20 protein-coding genes, 2 pseudogenes and 1 riboswitch are annotated in these 19,297 nt (G+C 62.4%); of the genes and pseudogenes, 5 read left to right on the top strand and 17 right to left on the bottom strand.

The genetic code is table 11. The features are described 5' to 3' along the window. Positions 1-82: 82 nt before the first annotated feature. The 3 genes and pseudogenes from FGL65_RS00255 to FGL65_RS18730 form a co-directional block, all read right to left on the bottom strand. The gene (locus tag FGL65_RS00255) at positions 83-634 is read right to left on the bottom strand and encodes a tetratricopeptide repeat protein (protein ID WP_147818725.1); all 552 of its coding nucleotides are present in this window, start codon (positions 632-634) and stop codon (positions 83-85) included. A gap of 10 nt (positions 635-644) precedes the next feature. Next, a complete protein-coding gene (locus tag FGL65_RS00250; RefSeq protein WP_147818723.1) occupies positions 645-2,390 on the bottom strand; it encodes a sensor domain-containing diguanylate cyclase in 1,746 nt (581 codons plus the stop codon). A 43-nt stretch (positions 2,391-2,433) separates the two neighbouring features. Further along, positions 2,434-2,541, bottom strand: a pseudogene (locus FGL65_RS18730) (hypothetical protein); the annotation flags it as partial. Between FGL65_RS18730 and FGL65_RS18105 the strand changes: the two are divergent. Next, positions 2,509-2,742: a hypothetical protein gene (locus FGL65_RS18105; RefSeq protein ID WP_187170625.1), complete on the top strand. Its 234-nt coding sequence runs from the start codon at positions 2,509-2,511 to the stop codon at positions 2,740-2,742. The pseudogene FGL65_RS18730 and the gene FGL65_RS18105 overlap by 33 nt on opposite strands. 39 nt (positions 2,743-2,781) lie before the next feature. On the opposite strand, the pseudogene FGL65_RS18725 reads toward FGL65_RS18105, so the two are convergent. The 3 genes and pseudogenes from FGL65_RS18725 to FGL65_RS00235 form a co-directional block, all read right to left on the bottom strand. Beyond that, positions 2,782-3,237, bottom strand: a pseudogene (locus FGL65_RS18725) (PocR ligand-binding domain-containing protein); the annotation flags it as partial. A 172-nt stretch (positions 3,238-3,409) separates the two neighbouring features. Beyond that, on the bottom strand, positions 3,410-4,993 hold the full coding sequence (gene groL, locus FGL65_RS00240; RefSeq protein WP_147818719.1) for a chaperonin GroEL: 1,584 nt from the start codon (positions 4,991-4,993) through the stop codon (positions 3,410-3,412). Positions 4,994-5,023: 30 nt separating this feature from the next. After that, positions 5,024-5,284 (bottom strand): co-chaperone GroES, encoded by a 261-nt coding sequence (locus FGL65_RS00235; protein ID WP_147818717.1) that lies wholly within the window; start codon positions 5,282-5,284, stop codon positions 5,024-5,026. Positions 5,285-5,515: 231 nt separating this feature from the next. On the opposite strand from FGL65_RS00235, the gene FGL65_RS00230 reads away from it, so the two are divergent. Both FGL65_RS00230 and FGL65_RS00225 read left to right on the top strand, forming a co-directional pair. Next, positions 5,516-6,988 (top strand): alpha,alpha-trehalose-phosphate synthase (UDP-forming), encoded by a 1,473-nt coding sequence (locus FGL65_RS00230; RefSeq protein ID WP_147818715.1) that lies wholly within the window; start codon positions 5,516-5,518, stop codon positions 6,986-6,988. A gap of 282 nt (positions 6,989-7,270) precedes the next feature. Beyond that, the gene (locus tag FGL65_RS00225; RefSeq protein ID WP_147818713.1) at positions 7,271-7,498 is read left to right on the top strand and encodes a hypothetical protein; all 228 of its coding nucleotides are present in this window, start codon (positions 7,271-7,273) and stop codon (positions 7,496-7,498) included. Here the strand turns inward: FGL65_RS00225 and FGL65_RS00220 are convergent. From FGL65_RS00220 to FGL65_RS00205, 4 genes are read right to left on the bottom strand one after another with little or no spacing between them, the layout of a single operon-like run. Next, positions 7,495-8,289 carry a substrate-binding periplasmic protein gene (locus tag FGL65_RS00220; protein ID WP_187170468.1) on the bottom strand — a complete coding sequence of 265 codons (795 nt, stop codon included), beginning with the start codon at positions 8,287-8,289 and terminating at the stop codon, positions 7,495-7,497. The two genes, FGL65_RS00225 and FGL65_RS00220, sit on opposite strands and share 4 nt — an antisense overlap. Before the next feature lie 50 nt (positions 8,290-8,339). After that, the gene (locus tag FGL65_RS00215; RefSeq protein ID WP_147818709.1) at positions 8,340-9,128 is read right to left on the bottom strand and encodes a substrate-binding periplasmic protein; all 789 of its coding nucleotides are present in this window, start codon (positions 9,126-9,128) and stop codon (positions 8,340-8,342) included. Continuing rightward, positions 9,125-9,901 (bottom strand): substrate-binding periplasmic protein, encoded by a 777-nt coding sequence (locus FGL65_RS00210; protein ID WP_147818707.1) that lies wholly within the window; start codon positions 9,899-9,901, stop codon positions 9,125-9,127. Before FGL65_RS00210 ends, FGL65_RS00215 begins: the two co-directional genes overlap by 4 nt. Beyond that, positions 9,898-10,674: a substrate-binding periplasmic protein gene (locus FGL65_RS00205; protein ID WP_147818705.1), complete on the bottom strand. Its 777-nt coding sequence runs from the start codon at positions 10,672-10,674 to the stop codon at positions 9,898-9,900. The genes FGL65_RS00210 and FGL65_RS00205 overlap by 4 nt, the downstream gene beginning before the upstream one ends. Before the next feature lie 175 nt (positions 10,675-10,849). Here FGL65_RS00205 and FGL65_RS00200 point away from each other — a divergent pair, with 175 nt between their 5' ends. Beyond that, entirely contained in the window at positions 10,850-11,566 is a 717-nt protein-coding gene (locus tag FGL65_RS00200; RefSeq protein ID WP_147818703.1) for a substrate-binding periplasmic protein, read from the top strand. Here the strand turns inward: FGL65_RS00200 and FGL65_RS00195 are convergent. From FGL65_RS00195 to FGL65_RS00170, 6 genes are all read right to left on the bottom strand, one after another. Continuing rightward, positions 11,547-12,485 carry a sensor domain-containing diguanylate cyclase gene (locus tag FGL65_RS00195; RefSeq protein WP_147818701.1) on the bottom strand — a complete coding sequence of 313 codons (939 nt, stop codon included), beginning with the start codon at positions 12,483-12,485 and terminating at the stop codon, positions 11,547-11,549. The genes FGL65_RS00200 and FGL65_RS00195 overlap by 20 nt on opposite strands. 40 nt (positions 12,486-12,525) lie before the next feature. Continuing rightward, entirely contained in the window at positions 12,526-13,053 is a 528-nt protein-coding gene (locus FGL65_RS00190) for a C40 family peptidase (RefSeq protein WP_147818699.1), read from the bottom strand. A gap of 12 nt (positions 13,054-13,065) precedes the next feature. Next, complete coding sequence (locus FGL65_RS00185; RefSeq protein WP_147818697.1) at positions 13,066-13,620, bottom strand: BON domain-containing protein; 555 nt, start codon at positions 13,618-13,620, stop codon at positions 13,066-13,068. Positions 13,621-13,716: 96 nt separating this feature from the next. Further along, complete coding sequence (locus tag FGL65_RS00180) at positions 13,717-14,523, bottom strand: ABC transporter substrate-binding protein (protein ID WP_147818695.1); 807 nt, start codon at positions 14,521-14,523, stop codon at positions 13,717-13,719. Then, positions 14,505-15,170 carry an adenosylcobinamide amidohydrolase gene (locus FGL65_RS00175; protein ID WP_147818693.1) on the bottom strand — a complete coding sequence of 222 codons (666 nt, stop codon included), beginning with the start codon at positions 15,168-15,170 and terminating at the stop codon, positions 14,505-14,507. The genes FGL65_RS00180 and FGL65_RS00175 overlap by 19 nt, the downstream gene beginning before the upstream one ends. A 40-nt stretch (positions 15,171-15,210) precedes the next feature. Beyond that, positions 15,211-17,157 (bottom strand): TonB-dependent receptor plug domain-containing protein, encoded by a 1,947-nt coding sequence (locus FGL65_RS00170; protein WP_187170467.1) that lies wholly within the window; start codon positions 17,155-17,157, stop codon positions 15,211-15,213. Positions 17,158-17,270: 113 nt separating this feature from the next. Further along, positions 17,271-17,450, bottom strand: a riboswitch (cobalamin riboswitch). A 475-nt stretch (positions 17,451-17,925) separates the two neighbouring features. Here FGL65_RS00170 and FGL65_RS18095 point away from each other — a divergent pair. Then, positions 17,926-18,288 (top strand): energy transducer TonB, encoded by a 363-nt coding sequence (locus FGL65_RS18095; protein ID WP_187170466.1) that lies wholly within the window; start codon positions 17,926-17,928, stop codon positions 18,286-18,288. Positions 18,289-18,334: 46 nt separating this feature from the next. Here FGL65_RS18095 and FGL65_RS00160 read toward each other — a convergent pair whose 3' ends face one another. Beyond that, positions 18,335-19,231, bottom strand: coding sequence for a pseudouridine synthase family protein (locus tag FGL65_RS00160; protein ID WP_147818687.1), 897 nt, complete (start codon positions 19,229-19,231; stop codon positions 18,335-18,337). Positions 19,232-19,297 lie beyond the last annotated feature (66 nt).

Below are 19,297 nucleotides of genomic sequence, written 5' to 3'. Positions count from 1 at the left end.
CCATTTCCAACCATAAACGCGGCAAAGGGGGCCACTGGCCCCCTTTGCCGCGTTTATGATTTCCCCTTGAGGGCGAGGTGAGCTAGTACCCCTTTTTCTTCAAAATGGCATCGCGCCGCTCGGGCGGCAGGGCGTGGTTGTGGCGCATCTGGGAAAAGCTGGCTTGTGCCACGGCCTCGCAGGCGGCCTGCAAGTCCGGTTGTTCGGCGGTCTTGAGCTGCCGCACGGCCTGCTTGAGCGCCTCGGCCACGATCCGCTCCTCGGACCACTGGGGGTAGCGGGACCAGTATCCGGCGGCCCGGTCCGCGTCGCCCAGCTTGGCGGCCGCATAGCCCGCGTTGAGCCAGGCGTCGGGAACGTCGTCCCGCAGGGCCAGGGCGCGGTCCAGCCAGGCGAGGGCTTCCCGGTTGCGGCCGATGCGGGTGCAGCATATGCCGCCCATGACCAGGTGCCGGACCAGGGGCTCCTGCCCCTTGGCGTCCTTCAAGGCCAGGTGCTCGGCGAAGTTGTCGGCCCCGGCAGAGAAATACTGCTCGGCCTCGGCAAAGTCGCGGCGCAGTTCCGCGCGCATGCCCCGGTCGAAGTTCCTTTCCCCCTTGCCGGAAGGGGGCACCAGTTTACTGAAGAAGCCCATAAGCAGCCTGCTATCCCTTCACCACTTTGTTGCGGCCGGTCTGCTTGGCTTCGTACATGAGGGAGTCGGCGCGCTGGATGGTTTTTTCCAGGTTGGCGTCGTCCTCGCGCAGGTCCGTGACCCCGATGCTGACCGTGAACCGGATGTCGCCCTCCTCGGTCTCCACCACCGTATTTTCCACTTCATGGCGGATGCGCTCGGCGATTTCGTGGGCGGTGTCCAGGTCCAGTTCCACGAGGACCATGGCGAACTCCTCGCCGCCGATGCGTCCGAACACGTCGGTTTTGCGCAGGATGTTTTCGCAGGTCGCGGCCAGTTTCTTGAGCACCAGGTCGCCGAGGTGGTGGCCGTAGGTGTCGTTGATGTTCTTGAAATGGTCGATGTCCATGAGCATGGCGCACATGTGCGTTCCGTACCGCCGGAAGCGTTCGAACTCCTCGTTGCCGCGCTCCATGAAGTAATGGCGGTTCTTGAGGCCCGTGAGCGAGTCGGTGCGGGCCAGGCGCACCAGTTCCGATTCCAGGCGCTTGCGCTCGGTGATGTCCTCCATCACCTCCAGCAGGTATTGCGGGGTCTCGTCGTCGGCGCGTACCACCGTGGTGGTGATTCGTCCCCAGAGGACCTTGCCGTCCCGGCGCACGAACCGCTCCTCGCGCACGAACATGGGGATGTCTCGGATCCAGAGCCGGTGGCGCAGTTCCGCATCCTGGCTGAAGTCGTCCGGGTGGATGATCTCTTTGACGTTCATGCCCAGCAGGTCATATTCCTCGTAGCCCATGAGCATGCAGATCCGGTGGTTGACCCGGTGGAGGACGCCTTCCCGGTCGATGGTGCAGATACCCACGCCCGCGTGGGTGAAGATGGCCCGGAACCGCCGCTCGCTGAGCCGCAGGGCGGCCTCTGCCTTCTTGCGGACCGTGATGTCCTCGATGACCCAGATGACGCCCTTGTCCAGGTCGATGGTTTTTTGGGTGTCCACGGCCTTGCCCGACAGGGAGCACCACACGGCCGAGCCGTCCTTTTTGCGCATCCTGTATTCGATCTGGGTCTGCTCGCCGAGGACCAGCTTGCTGTAGTATTGCTCCCCGAAGTCCCGGTAGTGCCTTTCCGTCAGGTGGAGCGCGCGCATGCTCAGGTTTTCCATCTCCTCGGGCGAGTCATACCCGAAGATTTCGGCCAGGCGCTGGTTGGCGCGGACCAGGAAACGTCCGTCGCGGAGGAACATGATGCCCACCTGGGAGTTTTCGAAAATGGATTCCAGTTCCTTGCGCGACTTGCGAAGCGCGATGTCCGCGGCGCGGCGTTCGTGGATGTCCTCGAACATCCAGATGGAGCCGTCCTCGGGCTTTTCCGGATTGAGGGCCGTGGCCACGAACCGGCACCACATGGATCCCCTGGTCTGGTGCATGAACGGGAAGACCGCGTCGTAGCTGTTGCCCGAGCGCAGGGCGGCATAGGCGGTCCTGCCGAGATATTCGTATTGCTCGTCGTCCGTGTAGACCACCCGGGTGGGCGAGCCGGTCATGTCCTCCACGGACATACCGGTCATGTCCGCAGCCTGCTGGTTGACCCATTCGAAACGGCGGTGGCGCACCAGGGCGATGCCGATGATGCTGTTGTCCAGGATCAGCTGCTGGAGCCTGTTGACGCTGCGCAGCTCGTCCTCGACGCGCTTGCGCCGGGTGATGTCCCGGAAGGCTCCTCGGTACTTGATCGGGGTGCCGAAGTCGTACTTTGTCCACGTAGAGCTGCGCATAGAACCAGCGCAGTTCGTCCTGCTTGGTGATGACGCGGAACTCGATGTTGAAGGGCTCGCCCCGGGTCAGTCCGTCGTCCATGACCTTGAGGAACATGTCCTTGTCCTCGGGGTGGACGTGGCTGTTGAAATTTTCCTGGAGGCATTCGATTTCGCCCGGCTCATAGCCCAGGAGGCGGTAGACCTCGTCGGACCACCAGCCGCCCCCGCCGATCAGGTCGCGTTCGAAGCTGCCCAGCTTGGCGATGTTCTGGGCGGCATTGAGCCGGCGCTCGATGCGTTCCAGTTCCAGGGTCCGTTCCGTGACCTCGCATTCCAGAGCCCTGCCTTCCTCGGCCATGGCGGTCTGTAGTTCGGCGATCCGCAGGGAGTCCCGGCACATCTGCGCCGCGCTCTCGGCCATTTCCCGGCAAAAGGCCCCCAGCTTCAGCAGCCTGTTCTCGTCCATGACAGGCAGGCCTTCCTGGGCGGCCAGCAGTGTTTCCGGAGAAATTCCGTTGTCCTGGGAGAAGGTGCGCAATGCGCTTTCGTCGGATGGATTCGTCAGGTACGGGCCGGCCACGACGGCTCCCGCATATTCCCCCCGGACCATGATGGGCAGGGCGATGCAATGAAGGCCCAGCGGGCATTTCCGGGTGACCGGTTCGCCGGACCGGAGTTTTGCCTCCTGTTCCTCCTCGCGTTCCCGGCAGTCCTCGGATTCCCGGGCAGCGCGTTCCTGGCACAGGGAGCAGAGCCGGGGATGCCGGGCGGAAAAAACGGGATCATCGGCCTCCGCCAGGACGCACGGAATCCCGAAGACCGGTTCGATACTCTGAAGCAGCCCCTTCAGGCGGGCAATATCCATGACGTCGCTCAGTTTCATGGCGCTCCCGGAAGCGTTGTTTTCCTCCGCAAAACCATGTCGTACAGGGGGTTACCCTCCCATATATACCCTAAATAGGCTGGGGGCACAAAGATGATTTTCCAAAAAAAAAGGGCCGGGAAAATCCCGGCCCCCGTGATGGTACTGGTGTTGGCTAGTCTTCTTCCACGGCCTCGGCCACGGCGCATTCCGTGGTCAGCAGCAGGCCGGAGACGGAAGCCGCGTTCTGCAGGGCGGTGCGCACGACCTTCTTGGGGTCGATGACACCGGCCTTGATCAGGTCTTCGTACTCGCCGGTGGCGGCGTTGAGGCCGTTGGAGCCCTTCATTTCGCGAACGTGCTCCACGACCACGGCGCCTTCCATGCCCGCGTTGCAGGCGATCTGGCGCAGGGGAGCGTCCACGGCCTTGCGCACCACCTGGATGCCGGCAAGTTCGTCGTCGTCCACGGCCTTGAGCTTGTCCATGGCCTTGGCGGCGCGCACCAGGGCGGTTCCGCCGCCGGGGACGATGCCTTCCACAACCGCGGCGCGGGTGGCGTGCAGCGCGTCTTCCACGCGGTCGCGTTTTTCCTTCATCTCCACTTCCGTGACCGCGCCGACCTTGATCACGGCGATGCCGCCCATGAGTTTGGCCAGGCGTTCCTGGAGCTTTTCGCGGTCATAGTCGCTGGAGGAGGATTTCATCTGGCCTTCGATCTCGTTGCAGCGGCGCTTGATGGCTTCCTTTTCACCGGCTCCGTCCACGATGGTGGTGGACTTCTTGGTGGCCATGAGGCGCTTGCAGGTGCCCAGGTCGTTCAGTTCCAGGCCTTCCAGGGAAATGTTCAGGTCGTCGGAAACCACGGTTGCGCCGGTGAGGATGGCGATGTCGCGGAGCATGTCCTTGCGGCGGTCGCCGAAGCCCGGGGCCTTGACGGCGCAGACCTTGATGGTGCCGCGCATGGCGTTGACCACCAGGGTGGAGAGGGCTTCGCCTTCCAGGTCCTCGGTGAGGATGACCAGCGGCTTGTTGGCCTGCACGGCCTTTTCCAGGATGGGCAGCAGGGAGCGCATGTTGCTGATCTTCTTTTCGGAGATGAGCAGCAGCGGCTCTTCGAATTCACAGGTCTGCTTGTCCTGGTTGTTGACGAAATAGGGGGAGAGCCAGCCCTTGTCGAATTCCATGCCTTCCACCACGTCCAGCACGGTTTCCATGCCCTTGGCCTCGTCGATGGTGATGACGCCGTCATGGCCGATGCGGTCCACGGCCTCGGCCAGGATGTTGCCGATGGATTCGTCGCCGTTGGCGGAGATGGTGCCCACCTGGGCGATTTCGGAGGTCTTCTTGACCGGCTTGGCGATCTTGTCCAGCTCGGCGACCACGGCTTCCACGGCCTTGTCGATGCCGCGCTTGATGGACATGGGGTTGCGGCCCGCGGCCAGCAGCTTCACGCCTTCGTTGTAGATGGCCTGGGCCAGCACCGTGGCGGTGGTGGTGCCGTCGCCTGCGTTTTCATTGGTGCGGGAGGCCACTTCCTTGACCATCTGGGCGCCCATGTTTTCGAGCTTGCCTTCGAGCTCGATCTTTTCGGCAACGGTGACGCCGTCCTTGGTCACCTGCGGTGCGCCCCAGGTCTTTTCGATCATGACATTGCGGCCCTTGGGGCCCAGGGTCACTTTCACGGCGTCGGCCAGGGTGTTGACGCCCCGCTTCAGGCCCTCGCGGGCGATTTCCTGGAAGTCCAGAGATTTAGCCATTGTAATTCCTCGGAATGTTCGTCTTGGTGGTTATTTGAAGACGCCCAGAATGTCGTCTTCGCGCATGATCAGCAGTTCTTCGCCTTCGCTGTTGAATTCGGTGCCCGCGTATTTGGCGAACAGCACGGCGTCGCCGGCCTTCAGGCTCTTGCATTCCGGGCCTGCGGCCAGGACTTCGCCGCCCTGCGGCTTTTCCTTGGCGGAGTCCGGGATGATGATGCCTCCGGCGGTGGTTTCCTCTTCTGCGGTCCGCTTGACGATAACGCGATCATGTAACGGTTTCAGTGCCATGTCAGTCTCCTTTATTCGAAATATTCGCCCTGGCGATGACCGTCAGGGCGTCGGAATTCGGGGCAATTGTGGGAAGATAAACAGCTCGGGGCGGTTGTCAACACCTGGCCCGGGTATTTTTCCCTTTTCCCCGCGCCCGCAGCCTTGCCAAGCGTGCCGAACCCCGGTAGATACTGTAGAGTGGTAAAAGATTTTGATTTTTCCAATCCAGCGAAACCGGAGTAGCATTGCATGGAACCCGGACTCAGACGTCTCATCGTTGTCTCCAACCGACTTCCCGCCGCCCTGAAAAAGGAGGGCGACCAATGGACCGTCAAGCCCGGCGCGGGCGGTTTGGTCACGGCCCTGGCCCCGGTGCTGCGCAATCGCGGCGGGGTGTGGATCGGCTGGTCCGGGGCGTCCGACCCCGATCTGGACGTCGAACCCCTGCTGGAGGAGTTCTCGGCCGAGGCCGGGTATGAGCTGCGCACAGTCCCCCTGACCCCGGAAGAGGTCAAGGGGTACTATTTCGGGTTTTCCAACGAGGTCATCTGGCCCCTGTTTCACGACCTGCAGACCCGCTGCCGTTTCGACCCCCAGTACTGGCAGAGCTACCTGGACGTGAACTTCAAGTTCGCCGAGCAGGTGGCCCGCCACACCACGGTCGACGACTACATCTGGGTGCACGACTACCACCTCATGCACCAGGCCTTTTTCCTCAAGAGCATGGGCGTGAAGCGCAACACCGGCTTTTTCCTGCACATCCCGTTTCCCACCCCGGATATCTTCATGAAGCTGCCCTGGCGCTGGAAGATCATCCAGGCCCTGACCCAATACGACCTGGTGGGGTTCCAGACCATGCAGGACCGCGAGAACTTCATCCGCTGCGTGCAGCATTTCATGCCCGAGTGCTCGGTGGAGGGCGACGGGGCCGTGGTCTCGGCCAATGACAGCCGGTGCGGGTTCCGTGTCGGGGCGTTCCCCATCAGCATCGATTTCAATCAGTTTGCCGAGCTGGCCCAGCGCGATGATGTGGTCCGGAAGACCTTTGAACTGCGCGAGGCCCTCAAACACCGCAAGATAATCCTCGGCGTGGACCGGCTGGACTACACCAAGGGCATTCCCGAGCGCATCCTGGCCATCCGCCAGCTGCTCAAGCGTTTTCCGGATCTCAAGGGGCGCATCAACTTCGTGCAGATCGCCGTGCCCAGCCGCGAGGACGTGGAGGAATACCGCGACCTGCGCGACGAGATCGACCTGCTCGTGGGCCGGGTCAACGGCGAGTTTTCCTTCCCGGGCTGGGTGCCCATCCATTACCATTACCGCAGCTTCCCCCACGACGAGCTGGTGGCCTATTACGCCGCTGCGGACATCGCCCTGGTCACGCCCCTGCGCGACGGCATGAACCTGGTGGCCAAGGAATATTGCGCGGCCAACGTCTCCGAGACCGGGGTGCTCATCCTCAGCGAGTTTGCCGGGGCCGCGGCCCAGATGCAGGAGCATGCCTATCTGGTGAACCCCTACGACCTGGAGGGGGTGGCCCGGGCCGTGAACCGCGCCGTGCACTGGGACAAGCGCGAGCGCAGGGAAATGATGAGCAAGCTGCGCCAGGGCGTGCGCTCGGACAATATCTTCTGGTGGGTGGATTCTTTCCTTCAGGCGGGCTTTTCCAAGAATCTCGATGATTTTCCGCCTATCGATACCGTTCGTTTCGAAAAGGTCTAGCAAGGCTGCCGATAAGGGCACGTCTCCTTTGTCGTTGCAAAAAAGAGGAATCCCTCGTGTATGCAGAATACACGTCGGGACTCCCTTTTTTTTACTCCGCGTATCCATACCCTTCTCGACAGCCTTGGAGCAGTCTGTTTCTGAGCATTCCGTGAGGTCGGATTTGGTCCGAGCAAAGCGAGGGACAAAGGCGGCCTCACAATCCAGGATTCAAAAGGGCTTAGCCCTTTTGCCGCCGGAGGCATTCTTTTGTTTTTTCCGGAGATGGGGTAGGGCAACGGGATGCTGACCGTGAAGTGCGCCTCCTGCCGCAGGAAGCTGTGGAAATACTACAAGATCGGGCCGGGCGAGGTGCTCCGCTGCCATCGCGACCGCATCCGCAAGGTCTGGTGCATGGAGGAACGTGACGGCAAGGTCTGGTGCGCCTGCGGCAAGGCCATCGGCATCGACAAGGGCAGCTTCATCAAGATGAACAAGGGCGCCTTCACCTACGCCGGGACCAAGGATTAATTCCCCAGCAGGCGGCACATGTGGTGCTTTTCTAAAATGGCGCGGTACGTGCCGTTTTTTTTGATGATTATGAGCCCCTTGTTGAACAGGGCCAGGGCGAGTTTTCCCTGGGGGTGCCGCCTGGAGGCCAGCAGACCCATGGCGTCATCCTTCATGAACGGGTCGGAGGTGGCGAATTCCGTCTTCTTGTCGGGGAACAGCTCCTCGATGGTGTACCAGCCCCGGACAATGTTCTGGGCCAGGAAATCGATGCGGTCGTCCTCCAGCATGCGCATGCCCTGCGGGTCCACGTGGGAGACGGAATCCAGAACCCCCTTTTCCTTGAGCAGGGGCAGGTATCCGTAATCGTCGACGCCGCCCACGCGGTATTGCCGCATCGTTTCCAGGGACTGGAATCTGAAATCCGGGAAGCGATCCTTTTTGTAGAAGAACACGCTGCATTCCCGGAAAATGGGCTCCGAAAACCAGGCGAACAGCTCCCGGTCCGTATTCATGTACCAGGGGAAGGTGGCCGGGAGTTCCCCGCGCTTGACCAGCTCCAGGCTGCGGGCCCAGGGCATGAACACCAGCTCCACGTCCTGTCCCGCCGCACGGAACGCCTTGATGACGATCTCCGCCGCAAAGCCGTATCCCTCGCTGTTTTCGGAAACATAGGGAGCCCATTCCCCCACGGCCAGCATCAGGGTGGGCTGCCGCTCCTGGGCGGCGGTGTGCGCGGGCGCCATGATCACCAGAATGGCGAAGAGGATGGCAGCGGCGCAAAGCCGTTTTGCAGATGCGGGGTGAGACATGGGAGCCACTATAGGCCCGCGCAACGCCTGTGTGTAGTATAAATCCATATTCAATGCATGATTATGGAGTTCCGGGTTTGCCCTTTTCCCAGTTCCTGAACGTCGTACGACTTGAGGATCATGTCATACTCGCCGCTCTCCCGGAGCACTTCCAGGCCCCTGTTGAACCGTTCCACGATATGTTGTGCGGCGGGGTTCTTTCGGGAAACGATGAGGTGGGCCGGATCATCCTTGAGGGGCTTCTTTGCCGTGGCGATCTTGCCGATCATGTCCGGATAGTCGTTGCGGATAAGAGCCCTGCCGGCGGCCAGGTCTTCAACGACGATATCGACGCGGCCCGCCATAAGCATGCGGAAACAGAGGTCCGGGGTCAGCGGGTAAAGCGCTTTCACTCCGGCTTCCTTGAGCAGCACCTCGCCGATGGTGCCGCGCAAGGTTGCAACGGTGTATTCCTTGAGGTCCGAAATGTTCTGGTAATCGAATTCCCCCAAACGGTCCCTGCGGTAGAAGATCGAGTAGCGCAGGCGGCATATCGGTTCGGAAAACAATGCGAATTCGTGGCGTTCCGGAATGTCGTACCACGGGTAGGAGGCCGTGAATTCCCCGTGTTTTACTCCCTCTATGCAGCGCTTCCAGGAGGAGAAGGATATTTCGGTCTTCATTCCGGTGGCGGTAAAGGCCTGCCTGACGATGTCCGTGACGAATCCGCCGACCTCATTGTCGCCTTGCCCGGTGACGTAGGGAGGCCAGATGTCGACGGCCAGGGTGACCGATTCCTGCGCCATGGCAGGCACTGTGCTCAGGAAGAGAAACAGGAGGACGCTGAGGGCTCTGATCAAGGCTCCGGCACCCCCTTGGCGCGGTAGCGCCCCACGATTCGTTCGTATTCGCCTGTTCCCTGCAGCATCTGCATCCCCCGGTCAAAGGCCTCCACAAGCTTCTGTCCGTCCGGGAGCTTTTTGGAAACGATCAGGTGCCCGGGCATGACCATGAAGGGCCGGGTGGACGCGAAGATGTCGATGGCCTGGGGGTAGTCTTTCTTGAGCAGGTACCAGCCCACGGCCTCGTCCTCGGCCAGCAGGTCGGCGCGGCCCGCCTCCAGCATGCGGAAGGCGATGTCCCCGTTGAGCTTGTAGTCCACGTTGAGCCCCGCCTCCAGGAACGGGCGTTCGTAGTAGTATCCCAGCATGCCTACGATGGAGTACCTGCGCAGTTCCTCAAGCGTCTGGAACGTGATGCGCTTGTGCTTGTCCCGGCGATAGAAAAAAACATAGCGCATGAGCATGATCGGCTGGCTGAACCAGGCGAAGTTCTGCCGTTCCGAGGTGATCAGCCAGGGAAAGGAGGCCGCGAACGTTCCGTGCCTGACCCCGTCCAGGGCCCGGGCCCAGGGCACGAAAACGAATCGCACCTTGATGCCGGATGCGCCCAGGGCCTTGACCACCAGTTCGGAGGCCATGCCCTGGGTGGGGTCGTCCTTTTCGAGGTAGGGCGGCCAATAGCTCACGGCAATGGTGACGGGCTGCTCAAAGGCGTGGGCCGCGAAGGGGATTGTTGCGATCAGCAGGAGCGCCAGGCAGAGCGGCCGGAACAGCTTTCCCGTGGCGGTCATGGTCCCTCCACGCCCTGGTCCTGGTATTGGTCGAGGATTGCCTGGTATTCCCCGGACTGCTTGATTGCGGCCAGTCCCTTTTCAAAGGCCTCGAGCAGCCTTTGCCCCTCGGGATCCTTCTTGGAGATGATCATGTATCCGGGAGCCTCCCGGAGCGCCTTGCGCGTGGTGGCGTAGCGGTCCGCGTCTTCGGGGAACAGGGTCCTGATTTCCCGCCAGCCCACGATCTCGTCCTGGGGCACCAGGTCCACGCGGCCCGCCTGGAGCATGGTGAAGGCGATCTTCGAATTTTTCACGTAGAGCACGTTCAGCTCGGCCTCGGCAAACTCCTGCTCGTAGAAATAGCCGAGCATTCCGGCAATGCTGTATCCATGGAGGTCCGTGAGCTTTTCATAGTTCACTTTTTCATGGCGGTCCCTGCGGTAGAAAAAGACGTTGCGGCTGTGCAGGATGGGGGAGGTGAACAGGGCGTAGGTGCGTCGTTCGGGCGTGTCGTACCACGGGAAGGAGGCCGTGAACCGGCCGTGCCTGACCCCGTCCAGGGCCCGGGCCCAGGGCACGATCTCGATTTTGGCCTGGATGCCCGCTTCTTCCAGGGCCGCCAGCACTATCTCGGTGGCCAGGCCTCTTGTCCGGGAGTCCTTTTCAATATAGGGCGGCCACGTGTTGATGGCCAGGGTCACCGGGCCCTGGGCGCAAACAGTTCCGGCCAGGAGCAGGAGGGCTGCCCCGGCTGAAACAAGGATTCGGAACAACAGCTTGGTCGGGTTCATACTCCACAATATAGGTGGGGGCCAATGCTGATGATATTATAAAGCAGTCGCCTGCGAGGTCCCGAGGATCAACGGAGATAATAATGTCGCCCGATGAACCGGGTGCTATAACGATGGTAATCCAGAATTTCCAACCAAGGAGCGAGCTGTGAGAAAAACGTTGTGGATAGTTGCGATGGCCATGATGCTGGCGTTCGGCTTCTCGGCCTTGGCCGCGGCGGAAACCGTGGTCTTTGCCGAGGGGGAATGGGCGCCGTTCGTTTCCGAAAACATGCCCAACAACGGGGCCACCGGGGAACTGGTGCGCGCGGCCATGAAGGCCGTGGGCATGGACGTCAAGTATGACTACTACAAGTGGAACCGGAGCAAGGTGTTGGTGGAAAAGGGCGAAGTCGCCGGTTCCTTCCCCTGGGGCAAGAACGCCGAACGCGAGGCCTTCGCCTATTTTTCGGACCCGGTGCAGCGTTCCACGGAGCCCTTCTTCTACCTCAAGAGCAAGATGGGCGACTGGGACTACAAGGGACTGGATTCGTTGAAGGGCCTGAATGTCGCCGGCATTCGCGGCTACTATCATGTGGGTATTTTTGAAAAGGCCGGCATCAACATGGACATGAGCAACGACCTGGAAACCGCCCTCAAGAAGCTTCAGGCGGGCCGCGTGGACGTGGTGGTGGAGAACGAACTGGTGGTCTGGGAAACCCTGAAGAAGATGTTCCCGGGCGAAGTGGACAAGTTCGCGGCCTCCAAGACCCCCCTGCGCGAGGACGACATGTACGTGCTCTTTTCCAAGAAGTTCCCGGGCACCGCCGACCTGGTGAAGAAGTTTAACGAGGGCCTGGCCAAGATCAAGGCCAGCGGCGAGTACGACAAGATCATGGGCAAGTACAAGTAGGCGCGAAGGCCGCCCCGAAAAAAGTGAAGTTGCTCTTGCCGTGGCGCTTGACGTGGTACATGGCCTTGTCCGCGCAGTCGAGCAGGGCCACGGGAATGCCCGCGTCCTGCGGGAAGAGGGCCAGACCGATGCTGGCGGAGGCCTGGACCGTGTCCTCCTCGATCCGGTAGGGGGCGCTCAGCTCCTTCAGGAGCAGGGCGGCCAGGTCCGAGGCCCGGGTTCTTTCCCCGCTGCGGGGAGCGAGGATGATGAATTCGTCCCCGGCCAGGCGGTAGACCAATCCCCCGTCGCCCACGCACTGCCGCATGCGCTGGGCCGCCCGCATGAGCAGGCTGTCCCCGGCCTTGTGCCCCAGGGTGTCGTTCACTTCCTTGAAGCCGTCCAGATCGATGAACATGGCGGCTACCCCCGTTCCGACGTCCTTGGCCCGGCCCAGGATCTCGGGCAGGTCTTTGTCCAGGGCCAGCCTGTTGGGCAGGCCGGTGAGCGCGTCCTTGTAGGCCAGCTTGTCCGCGTCGGCTTCTTTTCCGATGTCGCGGGCCACGCAGAAATAGGCCTCGTGGTCGGGCGAATAGATGACGTTGAAGTGCAGGCTGCGGTGCTCGCCGTCCTTGCACCGGAAGCGGAAGGTGGTGGATGTGGAGGCGATGTCCGAGGTGATCAGGGCCTGCAGCTCGGCCAGTGTCTTTTCCCGGTCGTCGAAGTGGATGTATTCGATGAGATAGGACTGCTGCATGGCCTCGCGGCTGTGGCCGGTGACCATTTCCCAGTGGGTGTTCAGGTCCTCGAACATGCCGTCCGTGGAGATGACGGCGGCCATGTCGTGGGAAAGGGCCAGCCAGGAGTACCGTTCAAAATAGAACAGTCTCTGCAGCGTCACGGGGTCGCGACATTCCTGAACCAGCCAGTGGATATCCATGGGGGCCTTGTACACGAAAAGTTCGCTTTTACCCAGTGGATTATAGCAGCCGTCTCGCCCCCACGTAATGTTCCCGCCAGAAGGGATTGTTCATGTCCGATTCGGTGACGCCCTTGCCCGAACGCGGGCTGTGGATGAAGGTGCCCTTTTCCGTGACGATCCCCACATGGATGCTCTTGCCGGTCTGCACCTTGTAGAAGACGATGTCGCCGGGGCGGATGTCTCCCTTTTCCACGAAGCGTCCGGCCCTGTACTGCTCCCAGGAGACGCGCGGCACGGGAATGCCGTGGCTTCGGTAGACCCAGAAGATGAGGCCCGAACAGTCGAATCCCTTGGCGGGGGAGTCGCCGCCCCATTTGTAGCGTCTGCCCTTCACGGACCGGGCCGTCTTGATGACGCCCGCCTCTTTGGCGGTGGGCTTGCGGTAGGTCTGGCGGTCCGGGGATTCCCCTCCCATGTCCGGGAGGTAGCTGTTCATGGAGGAGCAGGCCGCCAGGCTGCACAAAAGAAAAAGGGCCGCAACGATCCGCACTGGCTGGCGAAAGGAAACGGCCCTCGAAGAGTTCATTTTTCGCTCCGGCTACTTGACCTTAAGGTAGGACTTGACGCTGCGCACGCCGGGAACGCTCCTGGCGTGCGCAATGGCCCGGTTGCGTTCCGTGGCCGAACCCACGATGCCCACCAGGACCACGTTGCACTGCACGGTGTAGACGTCCACGTTGGTGGACCAGATCTCCTTGTCTTCGATGAGCTTCTGGTTCACCCGGGCGTAAAGCTCCAGGTTGTCGGTGGTGCCGCAGGTGTCGTTTTCCCGCTTGGGCAGCAGGTAGGTGGTCACGGAGCGGACGCCGTCCACCTTCTTGGCCAGGCTGATGGCCCGGTTCACCTGGGCCTGGCTTTCGTATTCGCCCATGAGGTAGACGCGGCCTTCGTAGCTGGCCACGTCGTAGTCCAGGTACTTGATCAGGTCGTCGGCCAGGAAATCTTTCTTGATGGTCAGGGTGATGGATTCGTCATCGGCAATGGTGCCGATGTTGCGCTCATCCACTGCCGCCTTGTAGACGGTGCAACCCTGCATCATGGACATGGACGCGCACAGGGCGATGACCACGACCGGAATCAGGAGAAGTCGCATGGGGCCTCCACGATAATTTCTAGAGTTTCTCTAATATATCCCCAAATGCAGGAGAGAAGCAAGGGGGTGAAAGTGACAGGGTTGTGGAGACGGTAATTAATAGGGATGAAAGAGATTTGCAAGGAAAACCACGGCGTCGGCCAGCTTGGGGGAGGGCCTCCCCAGCAGGTCGGGGTCCACCCTGAAGATTCGGGTATTTCGGGGCAGGGCGGTTTTCAGGTTTTTCTTCGGCATTCGGCCGTGATCCAGGGCCAGGATGATGTCGGGCCTGAGGCCCGCGGCCTGCTCCAGGCTTATGTGCGTCCACTGGGTGGAGCCCGGGGCCACGGGTTCGCCGCCCGCCGCGCGGATGGCGTGGCCGATGAAGGTGTTCTTCCCGGCGATGATCATGGGGGAGCTCTGCACCATGCACAGGACACGGGGCCTGGGCCGACCCTCGGTCCGTGCGCGGACCGCATCGATACGCTCGAGGAACCGGGCCGAGGCCCGCCGTCCCTGTTCCGGTGCGCCCATGAATTCCCCCAGCTCCCGGAACGAGCGGGCCAGCTCCTCCATGGTCTGGCCCCGGAACAGGAACACATCGATGCCCAGGGCGCGCAGGCGCTCAAGGGTGGCCGGAGGAGTGGAGTCCTTCAGGGCCAGGCAGCCGTCCGGCTTCAGGGCCAGGATCTTTTCCAGGTTGGGGTTGAAGTAGGACCCCACCCTGGGCAGTTCCAGGGCTTCGGGCGGATGGTTGCTGAATTCCGGGGTCCCGGCCAGCAGGCGTCCCATGCCCAGGGCATAGGCCGTTTCCGTGATGCTCGGAGCCAGGGAAACATAGCGTTTCTGCCCGGCCCGGCAGGGAAGCGCCGCCGCAAGCAGCAGGGCGGCCAGGGCCAGTGCCCTTAGTGCGCGCAATACCATTGCAGGGACTCCTTGAGGGATTGCATGACCGTGGTGGCCACGAGCTGGCCGGGCAGCACGTGCTTGCCGCAGAACCGGGCCGAGGGCGGTCCTTCGCCGCTGACCAGCACCAGGGCGTCCGTGCCCGTGCCCGTGGCGATGGCGCTGGATGCCCTGCTCTGGATTCCCATATCGCGCAGCACCGCGCTCTTGGCCTCGGTGGCCACCAGCAGCGCCTCCACCATGGCCGCATCCGTGAGCGCCACGTTGGTGAGCAGCACGGTGTTGATGGTGCCGGGCGGGGGCAGGAGGCCGTGGCAGTCGGCCGGGTCGCCGGCGCAGCGCGCATTGGACAGGCCCGAGGTGGTCAGCGCCGTGACCGAAATGCCCTGTTCCTCGTGGGTGCAGGCCCGGAACGAGTCCATGGAGGCCGCAGTCATGAGCCCCACCACCGCGCCGCTCCAGCCCTGGTTTTGGGCGTAGCGGGCCAGGGCGTGCTCCGGATTCTCGAAATCCTTTTCCCCGAGAAAGTTTTCCTCCACCCGCAGGTTGAGGATGTGGGAGGCGCGCGTGAAGCCGCCGCCGAGCACGGCGCTGCTCAGGATGCGCCTGGGCCGGTCCAGGGCGACGTGCACATGGTCGGCGGTGTGTTCGATGCGGTGCGTCATGGGTTTGATGCGGGCCCCGTTGCCGGGGCCCTGTCTGTATTTAGAAGCTGTATTCCATGCCCACTTGGATGCTTCGTCCAGGCATGGGGTAGTTATCCACGTAGGAATAGGAGTGGTCAAACAGGTTTTCCACGTTCAGATAGGTGGAAACGCGCTCCGTGGGCTTGAAGGTCAGGCGGGTGGCCCAGACAAAGAAGCCGTCCTTGTGGGTGCCGTTGCCGTAGCTGACCTTCTGGTCCCCCGTGTAGGTCATGGACAGGTCGTGGATCCAGCGCTTGCCGAGGTAGGTGGACAGGCCCGCCGTGGCGCTCACGTCGGAAACGTACAGGGGGATGTCCGTGCCGTTGTCGCGCACGCTGTCCTCGTCCCGGTTCTTGCGGTGCAGGTACGAGGTCCAGTTCAGGTAGGGCTTGAAGAGCAGGGACGTGTCCAGCAGGCTGGTTTCGTACTTGGCGTTGATCGTGCCCTCCAGGCCCATCAGGTCCATTCCGTCGATGTTGTCGTAGGAGTAGTTGGGCCAGGAACCGGTGGAGACGATGGTGTCGTCGCTGCGGGTGTAGAACAGGGTCACTCCGGCATTGATGTTGTCGAAGTAGAGGTCCGCGCCCGTTTCATAGGTGGTGGAGGTCTCGGCCTTGAGGTCCGGGTTGCCCGTGAAGGTCATGCCCGAGGCCGTGTAGGTCCCGGCCAGCTCGTTGGCGGCCGGTGCGCGGAATCCCGTGCCCACGGCGGCGCGCAGGGCCAGCCAGTCCGTGGCGTCGTAGACCGCGCCCCCGCGCCAGCTCAGGTGCGAGAAGCTGCGGGTGTCGGCGTCGGTGACGCTGACCGACGGCGCAGCACTCATGCTCAGGCGGTAGTAGTCATAGCGGCCGCCCAGGTACAGGGTGAAGTCGCCCAGTTCCAGCTTTTGCTCGGCCAGGCCCGCATAGGTGTCGTAGCGGGTGTTGGGGTTGTATACCGTGCCTTCCTGGTCTTCGGTGATGCGTCCGTATTCGACTCCGGTGGTGAGCATGCCGAACTCGCCGGTGGGGATGTCCAGCAGTCCCTTGGCCCCGCCCGTGAAGGTGTCGTTGACGGTTTCTCCCCGGTTCCAGTTCCATTCGTAGTCCACGGCGTAGGCGCTGGCCTTCCAGCCCCAGGTGTCGGGCCCCGCCTTTTGGCCGTAATCCAGGGCAAGGCGAGCATAGGTGTTTTCGCTTTCGTCCGTGGAGCTGGGCATGGTGCGGGCTCCGGGGCTGCCCTTGCGGGACCTGTCCAGCATGGCCACCAGGTTGCCCTCCTGGCCCGGGGAGGGCCGCAGGCTCAGGCTGGCCGACACCCCGGCGTCGGTCATGTCCGAGTTTTCGATGGTGTTTCCGTGGCCGTCCATGAAGTCGTTCTGGGATTCGATGTGCGCGCCCACGCTGAAGCCGAGCAGGTCGTCATCCTTTGCGCCCTCGGCCTGGCCGTGCAGCCGGTAGTGATCCCGAGTGCCGTATTCCGCGCCGATCTTGCCCGAGATGTCGCCCCGGCCCTTGCGGGTGATGATGTTGACCACCCCGCCCATGGCCGAGCCCCCGTAGATGACCGAGCCCGGACCCTTGACCACTTCGATGCGCTCCACATTGTCCAGGGAGAGCACGTTGATGCGGCCCGTGCCCGCGCGCATGCCGTCGATGAGCACCAGGGTGCGGCTTTTCATGTCCGAGCCGAAGGCGTTGGTGCGGAAGCCGCGCAGGCCCATGGTGGAATAGTCTTCGCCGTACTTGTGGAAGTGTCCCGGCACGTAGCGGGCCAGCACGTCGGAAATGTCGGTGGCGCCCGAGCGCTCCATGTCCTCGGAAGTGATGACCTGGACCTTGACCGGCACGTCCCGGGTGGGGGCCGGAGTGGCGGTTGCCGTGACTACATATTCGGGCAGTTCCACCCCGTCCGGATCGTTGCCCGCGCAGAGGGCAGCCGCAGGCAGGAAAAGAGTCAGGAAAAGAACCAGTAAAACAGCACGCATGAAAGAACCTCCGTCTTCGTGCAGTGGAAGAGGAGGCTTCGAGAGGTGGCGGTTTCGGAAAGAAACGCGACGGCGAACGAGCGCCGTCCATCCACCGGCTTTGCCTCGAAGCCGTGAACCATTTCCTTCAGGCTGGTCTCCCGGCTCGAGGATCATGCTACTTGCCGCGCCTTCCCGGTTGCCCAGTGGCTGCTGCGGTTTTCGTCCCCTCTCACGGTTGCGGGCCAGCGCCGGTTTTTCACCGGACTTCCCAATTATCCCTGCACGCAGGGACCCGAAGGATCACATTGCATCATTTGACATCCCATGCTTGAGCGCATTAGAGCCGAATGAATGCGAATGCTTAGCCGTACGATACGGAATCTGTCAATGCCGAAGGGGACCGGACGCTGGGTTTTCCATGCCTGCGTGCTGTGCTCGCTGGCGGCCCATTGCCTGCTGGTGGCCGTGGTCATGGCCGGTGCCGGGACCGTGGATCTCTCCACGCGCTGGAGCTCCTATTCCGTGACCCTTTGGGGCGCTCCCGGCCTGGGCGGCTCCGGGCTGCCCGCAGCCGTGCGCGCGGAATCCGGACGTATCGATACGGCGCAACCCCGTCGGACAGCTCCCCAAAAATCCGCCCCGCCACGGAATGCCGCGACACACGCGTCTGCCCCTTCTCGTGTTGTTTTGACAAAAAAAGAATCGTCGGAAAAGAATCATTCTTCTGCAAAAACAAATGGTTCCAAAAGCAGTGAAAGAAATACGCCTGCTGGGGGACGTGAGGGTTTGTCCGCAACGGATGCCGAGGGCAGCCGGCACGGAATTCCCCGTGGAAAGGGCGGACTGGGCGATGGCGAGCTTCCGGGAATCGGAGCCGTGGACAGCCTGCCCGTGCCCGTGCATCAGGTCAGCCCCGGGTACCCGGCCCGCGCCCGGCGCAAGGGCGTGGGCGGCATGGTGCTGCTTTCCTGTCTGGTGGGGGCGGACGGTCGGTCACGTTGCATCGAGGTTGTGCGTTCCGAGCCCGAGGGGGTGTTCGAGGACAGGGCCGTGGCCGCCCTGAAGCAGTGGCGCTTCCGGCCCGCAATGCGGGATGGCCGGGCCGTGGAATACCGGATCAGGGTTCCCTTCCGGTTCGACATTCACTGAAGCGGGCTATGCCCATTCGGGCTCTGCGGGAGTCTTACGACAGTGCTCAGGCAAGGCTTTCGGCCGACTTGAGCATGTGTTTTTCCACCTGCCACTTGTCCTTCCAATCCGGGGGCAGGGAAAGCTGCAGGCCGGGCAGGGCCAGGGAATAGCAGTGGAGCATGAGCGGGCCCTCGTCCCGTTTCTTGCCGTACTTCCGGTCGCCGATGATGGGATGCTTGCGCGAGGCCAGCTGCACGCGGATCTGGTGGGTGCGGCCCGTGATCAGCTTTACGGCCAGCAGGCTTCGTTCTCGGCGTGAATCCAGGCAGACCACCTCGGCCAGTGCCTGCTTGCCCGAACCGGTGCAGACCTTTTCCTCGCCCTTTTCTCCGCGCTTTTCCATGTAGTCTTCCAGGATGACGGTCCCCGGCTCCTTCCACTGCCGGTGCACCCAGGCAAGGTAAACCTTGCCCACCTTGCCCGAGGCAAAGAGGTCGTTGAGTTCGCGCAGCTTTTCGTAGCTGGAGGCGGCCAGGAGCAGCCCCGAGGTGTCGCGGTCCAGCCTGTGGCACAGGGAAGGGGTGAATTCGGCCTCGGCGTACAGGCCCCGCAGCCGTGCGGCCACGGAATCCTTTTGCCCCTCCCCGCCGTGGGAGGGCAGGCCCGAGGGCTTGTTGATGGCCAGGATTCCCTTTTTGTTCAGGACAATGTCCAGGGGGCGGGTGGAGGTTTCCTTGGACCGGGCTTCGTCCTGATGGAAGGGGGGAATTCGTACGGTCTGCCCGGCCTCGAGACGGTCAAAGGGCTTTTTGCGGCCCTTGTCCACGCGCACCTCGCCCTTGCGGATCCAGCGCAGGATGGCTGTCTTGGGAACGCTGTGGCCCAGCCTGCGTTCCAGGAACTGCAGAAGCTTTTGCCCTGCCTCTGCCGGAGAGACTTCAACGAATTGCACCTTGTTCATGATTTGTCCTTTGGATGCCGCACAGGCCGTAAGCATATCGCAAACGGTGGACCGGGTCATCAATGT

The sequence above is a fragment of the Salidesulfovibrio onnuriiensis genome (assembly GCF_008001235.1).
In the GTDB taxonomy this organism is placed as follows: Bacteria; Desulfobacterota; Desulfovibrionia; order Desulfovibrionales; family Desulfovibrionaceae; genus Pseudodesulfovibrio; species Pseudodesulfovibrio onnuriiensis.
Note: the sequence above shows the minus strand (reverse complement) of the source record. Positions and strands in the feature narration are given on the sequence as shown.

Bases quoted from the DNA above. Each gene is read 5' to 3' on its own strand.
- FGL65_RS00255 (WP_147818725.1), bottom strand. From the start codon at position 634: ATGGGCTTCTTCAGTAAACTGGTGCCCCCTTCCGGCAAGGGGGAAAGG.
- FGL65_RS00250 (WP_147818723.1), bottom strand. From the start codon at position 2,390: ATGCGCAGCTCTACGTGGACAAAGTACGACTTCGGCACCCCGATCAAG.
- groL (WP_147818719.1), bottom strand. From the start codon at position 4,993: ATGGCTAAATCTCTGGACTTCCAGGAAATCGCCCGCGAGGGCCTGAAG.
- FGL65_RS00235 (WP_147818717.1), bottom strand. From the start codon at position 5,284: ATGGCACTGAAACCGTTACATGATCGCGTTATCGTCAAGCGGACCGCA.
- FGL65_RS00230 (WP_147818715.1), top strand. From the start codon at position 5,516: ATGGAACCCGGACTCAGACGTCTCATCGTTGTCTCCAACCGACTTCCC.
- FGL65_RS00225 (WP_147818713.1), top strand. From the start codon at position 7,271: ATGCTGACCGTGAAGTGCGCCTCCTGCCGCAGGAAGCTGTGGAAATAC.
- FGL65_RS00220 (WP_187170468.1), bottom strand. From the start codon at position 8,289: ATGTCTCACCCCGCATCTGCAAAACGGCTTTGCGCCGCTGCCATCCTC.
- FGL65_RS00210 (WP_147818707.1), bottom strand. From the start codon at position 9,901: ATGACCGCCACGGGAAAGCTGTTCCGGCCGCTCTGCCTGGCGCTCCTG.
- FGL65_RS00205 (WP_147818705.1), bottom strand. From the start codon at position 10,674: ATGAACCCGACCAAGCTGTTGTTCCGAATCCTTGTTTCAGCCGGGGCA.
- FGL65_RS00200 (WP_147818703.1), top strand. From the start codon at position 10,850: ATGGCCATGATGCTGGCGTTCGGCTTCTCGGCCTTGGCCGCGGCGGAA.
- FGL65_RS00195 (WP_147818701.1), bottom strand. From the start codon at position 12,485: ATGGATATCCACTGGCTGGTTCAGGAATGTCGCGACCCCGTGACGCTG.
- FGL65_RS00190 (WP_147818699.1), bottom strand. From the start codon at position 13,053: ATGAACTCTTCGAGGGCCGTTTCCTTTCGCCAGCCAGTGCGGATCGTT.
- FGL65_RS00185 (WP_147818697.1), bottom strand. From the start codon at position 13,620: ATGCGACTTCTCCTGATTCCGGTCGTGGTCATCGCCCTGTGCGCGTCC.
- FGL65_RS00180 (WP_147818695.1), bottom strand. From the start codon at position 14,523: ATGGTATTGCGCGCACTAAGGGCACTGGCCCTGGCCGCCCTGCTGCTT.
- FGL65_RS00175 (WP_147818693.1), bottom strand. From the start codon at position 15,170: ATGACGCACCGCATCGAACACACCGCCGACCATGTGCACGTCGCCCTG.
- FGL65_RS00170 (WP_187170467.1), bottom strand. From the start codon at position 17,157: ATGCGTGCTGTTTTACTGGTTCTTTTCCTGACTCTTTTCCTGCCTGCG.
- FGL65_RS00160 (WP_147818687.1), bottom strand. From the start codon at position 19,231: ATGAACAAGGTGCAATTCGTTGAAGTCTCTCCGGCAGAGGCAGGGCAA.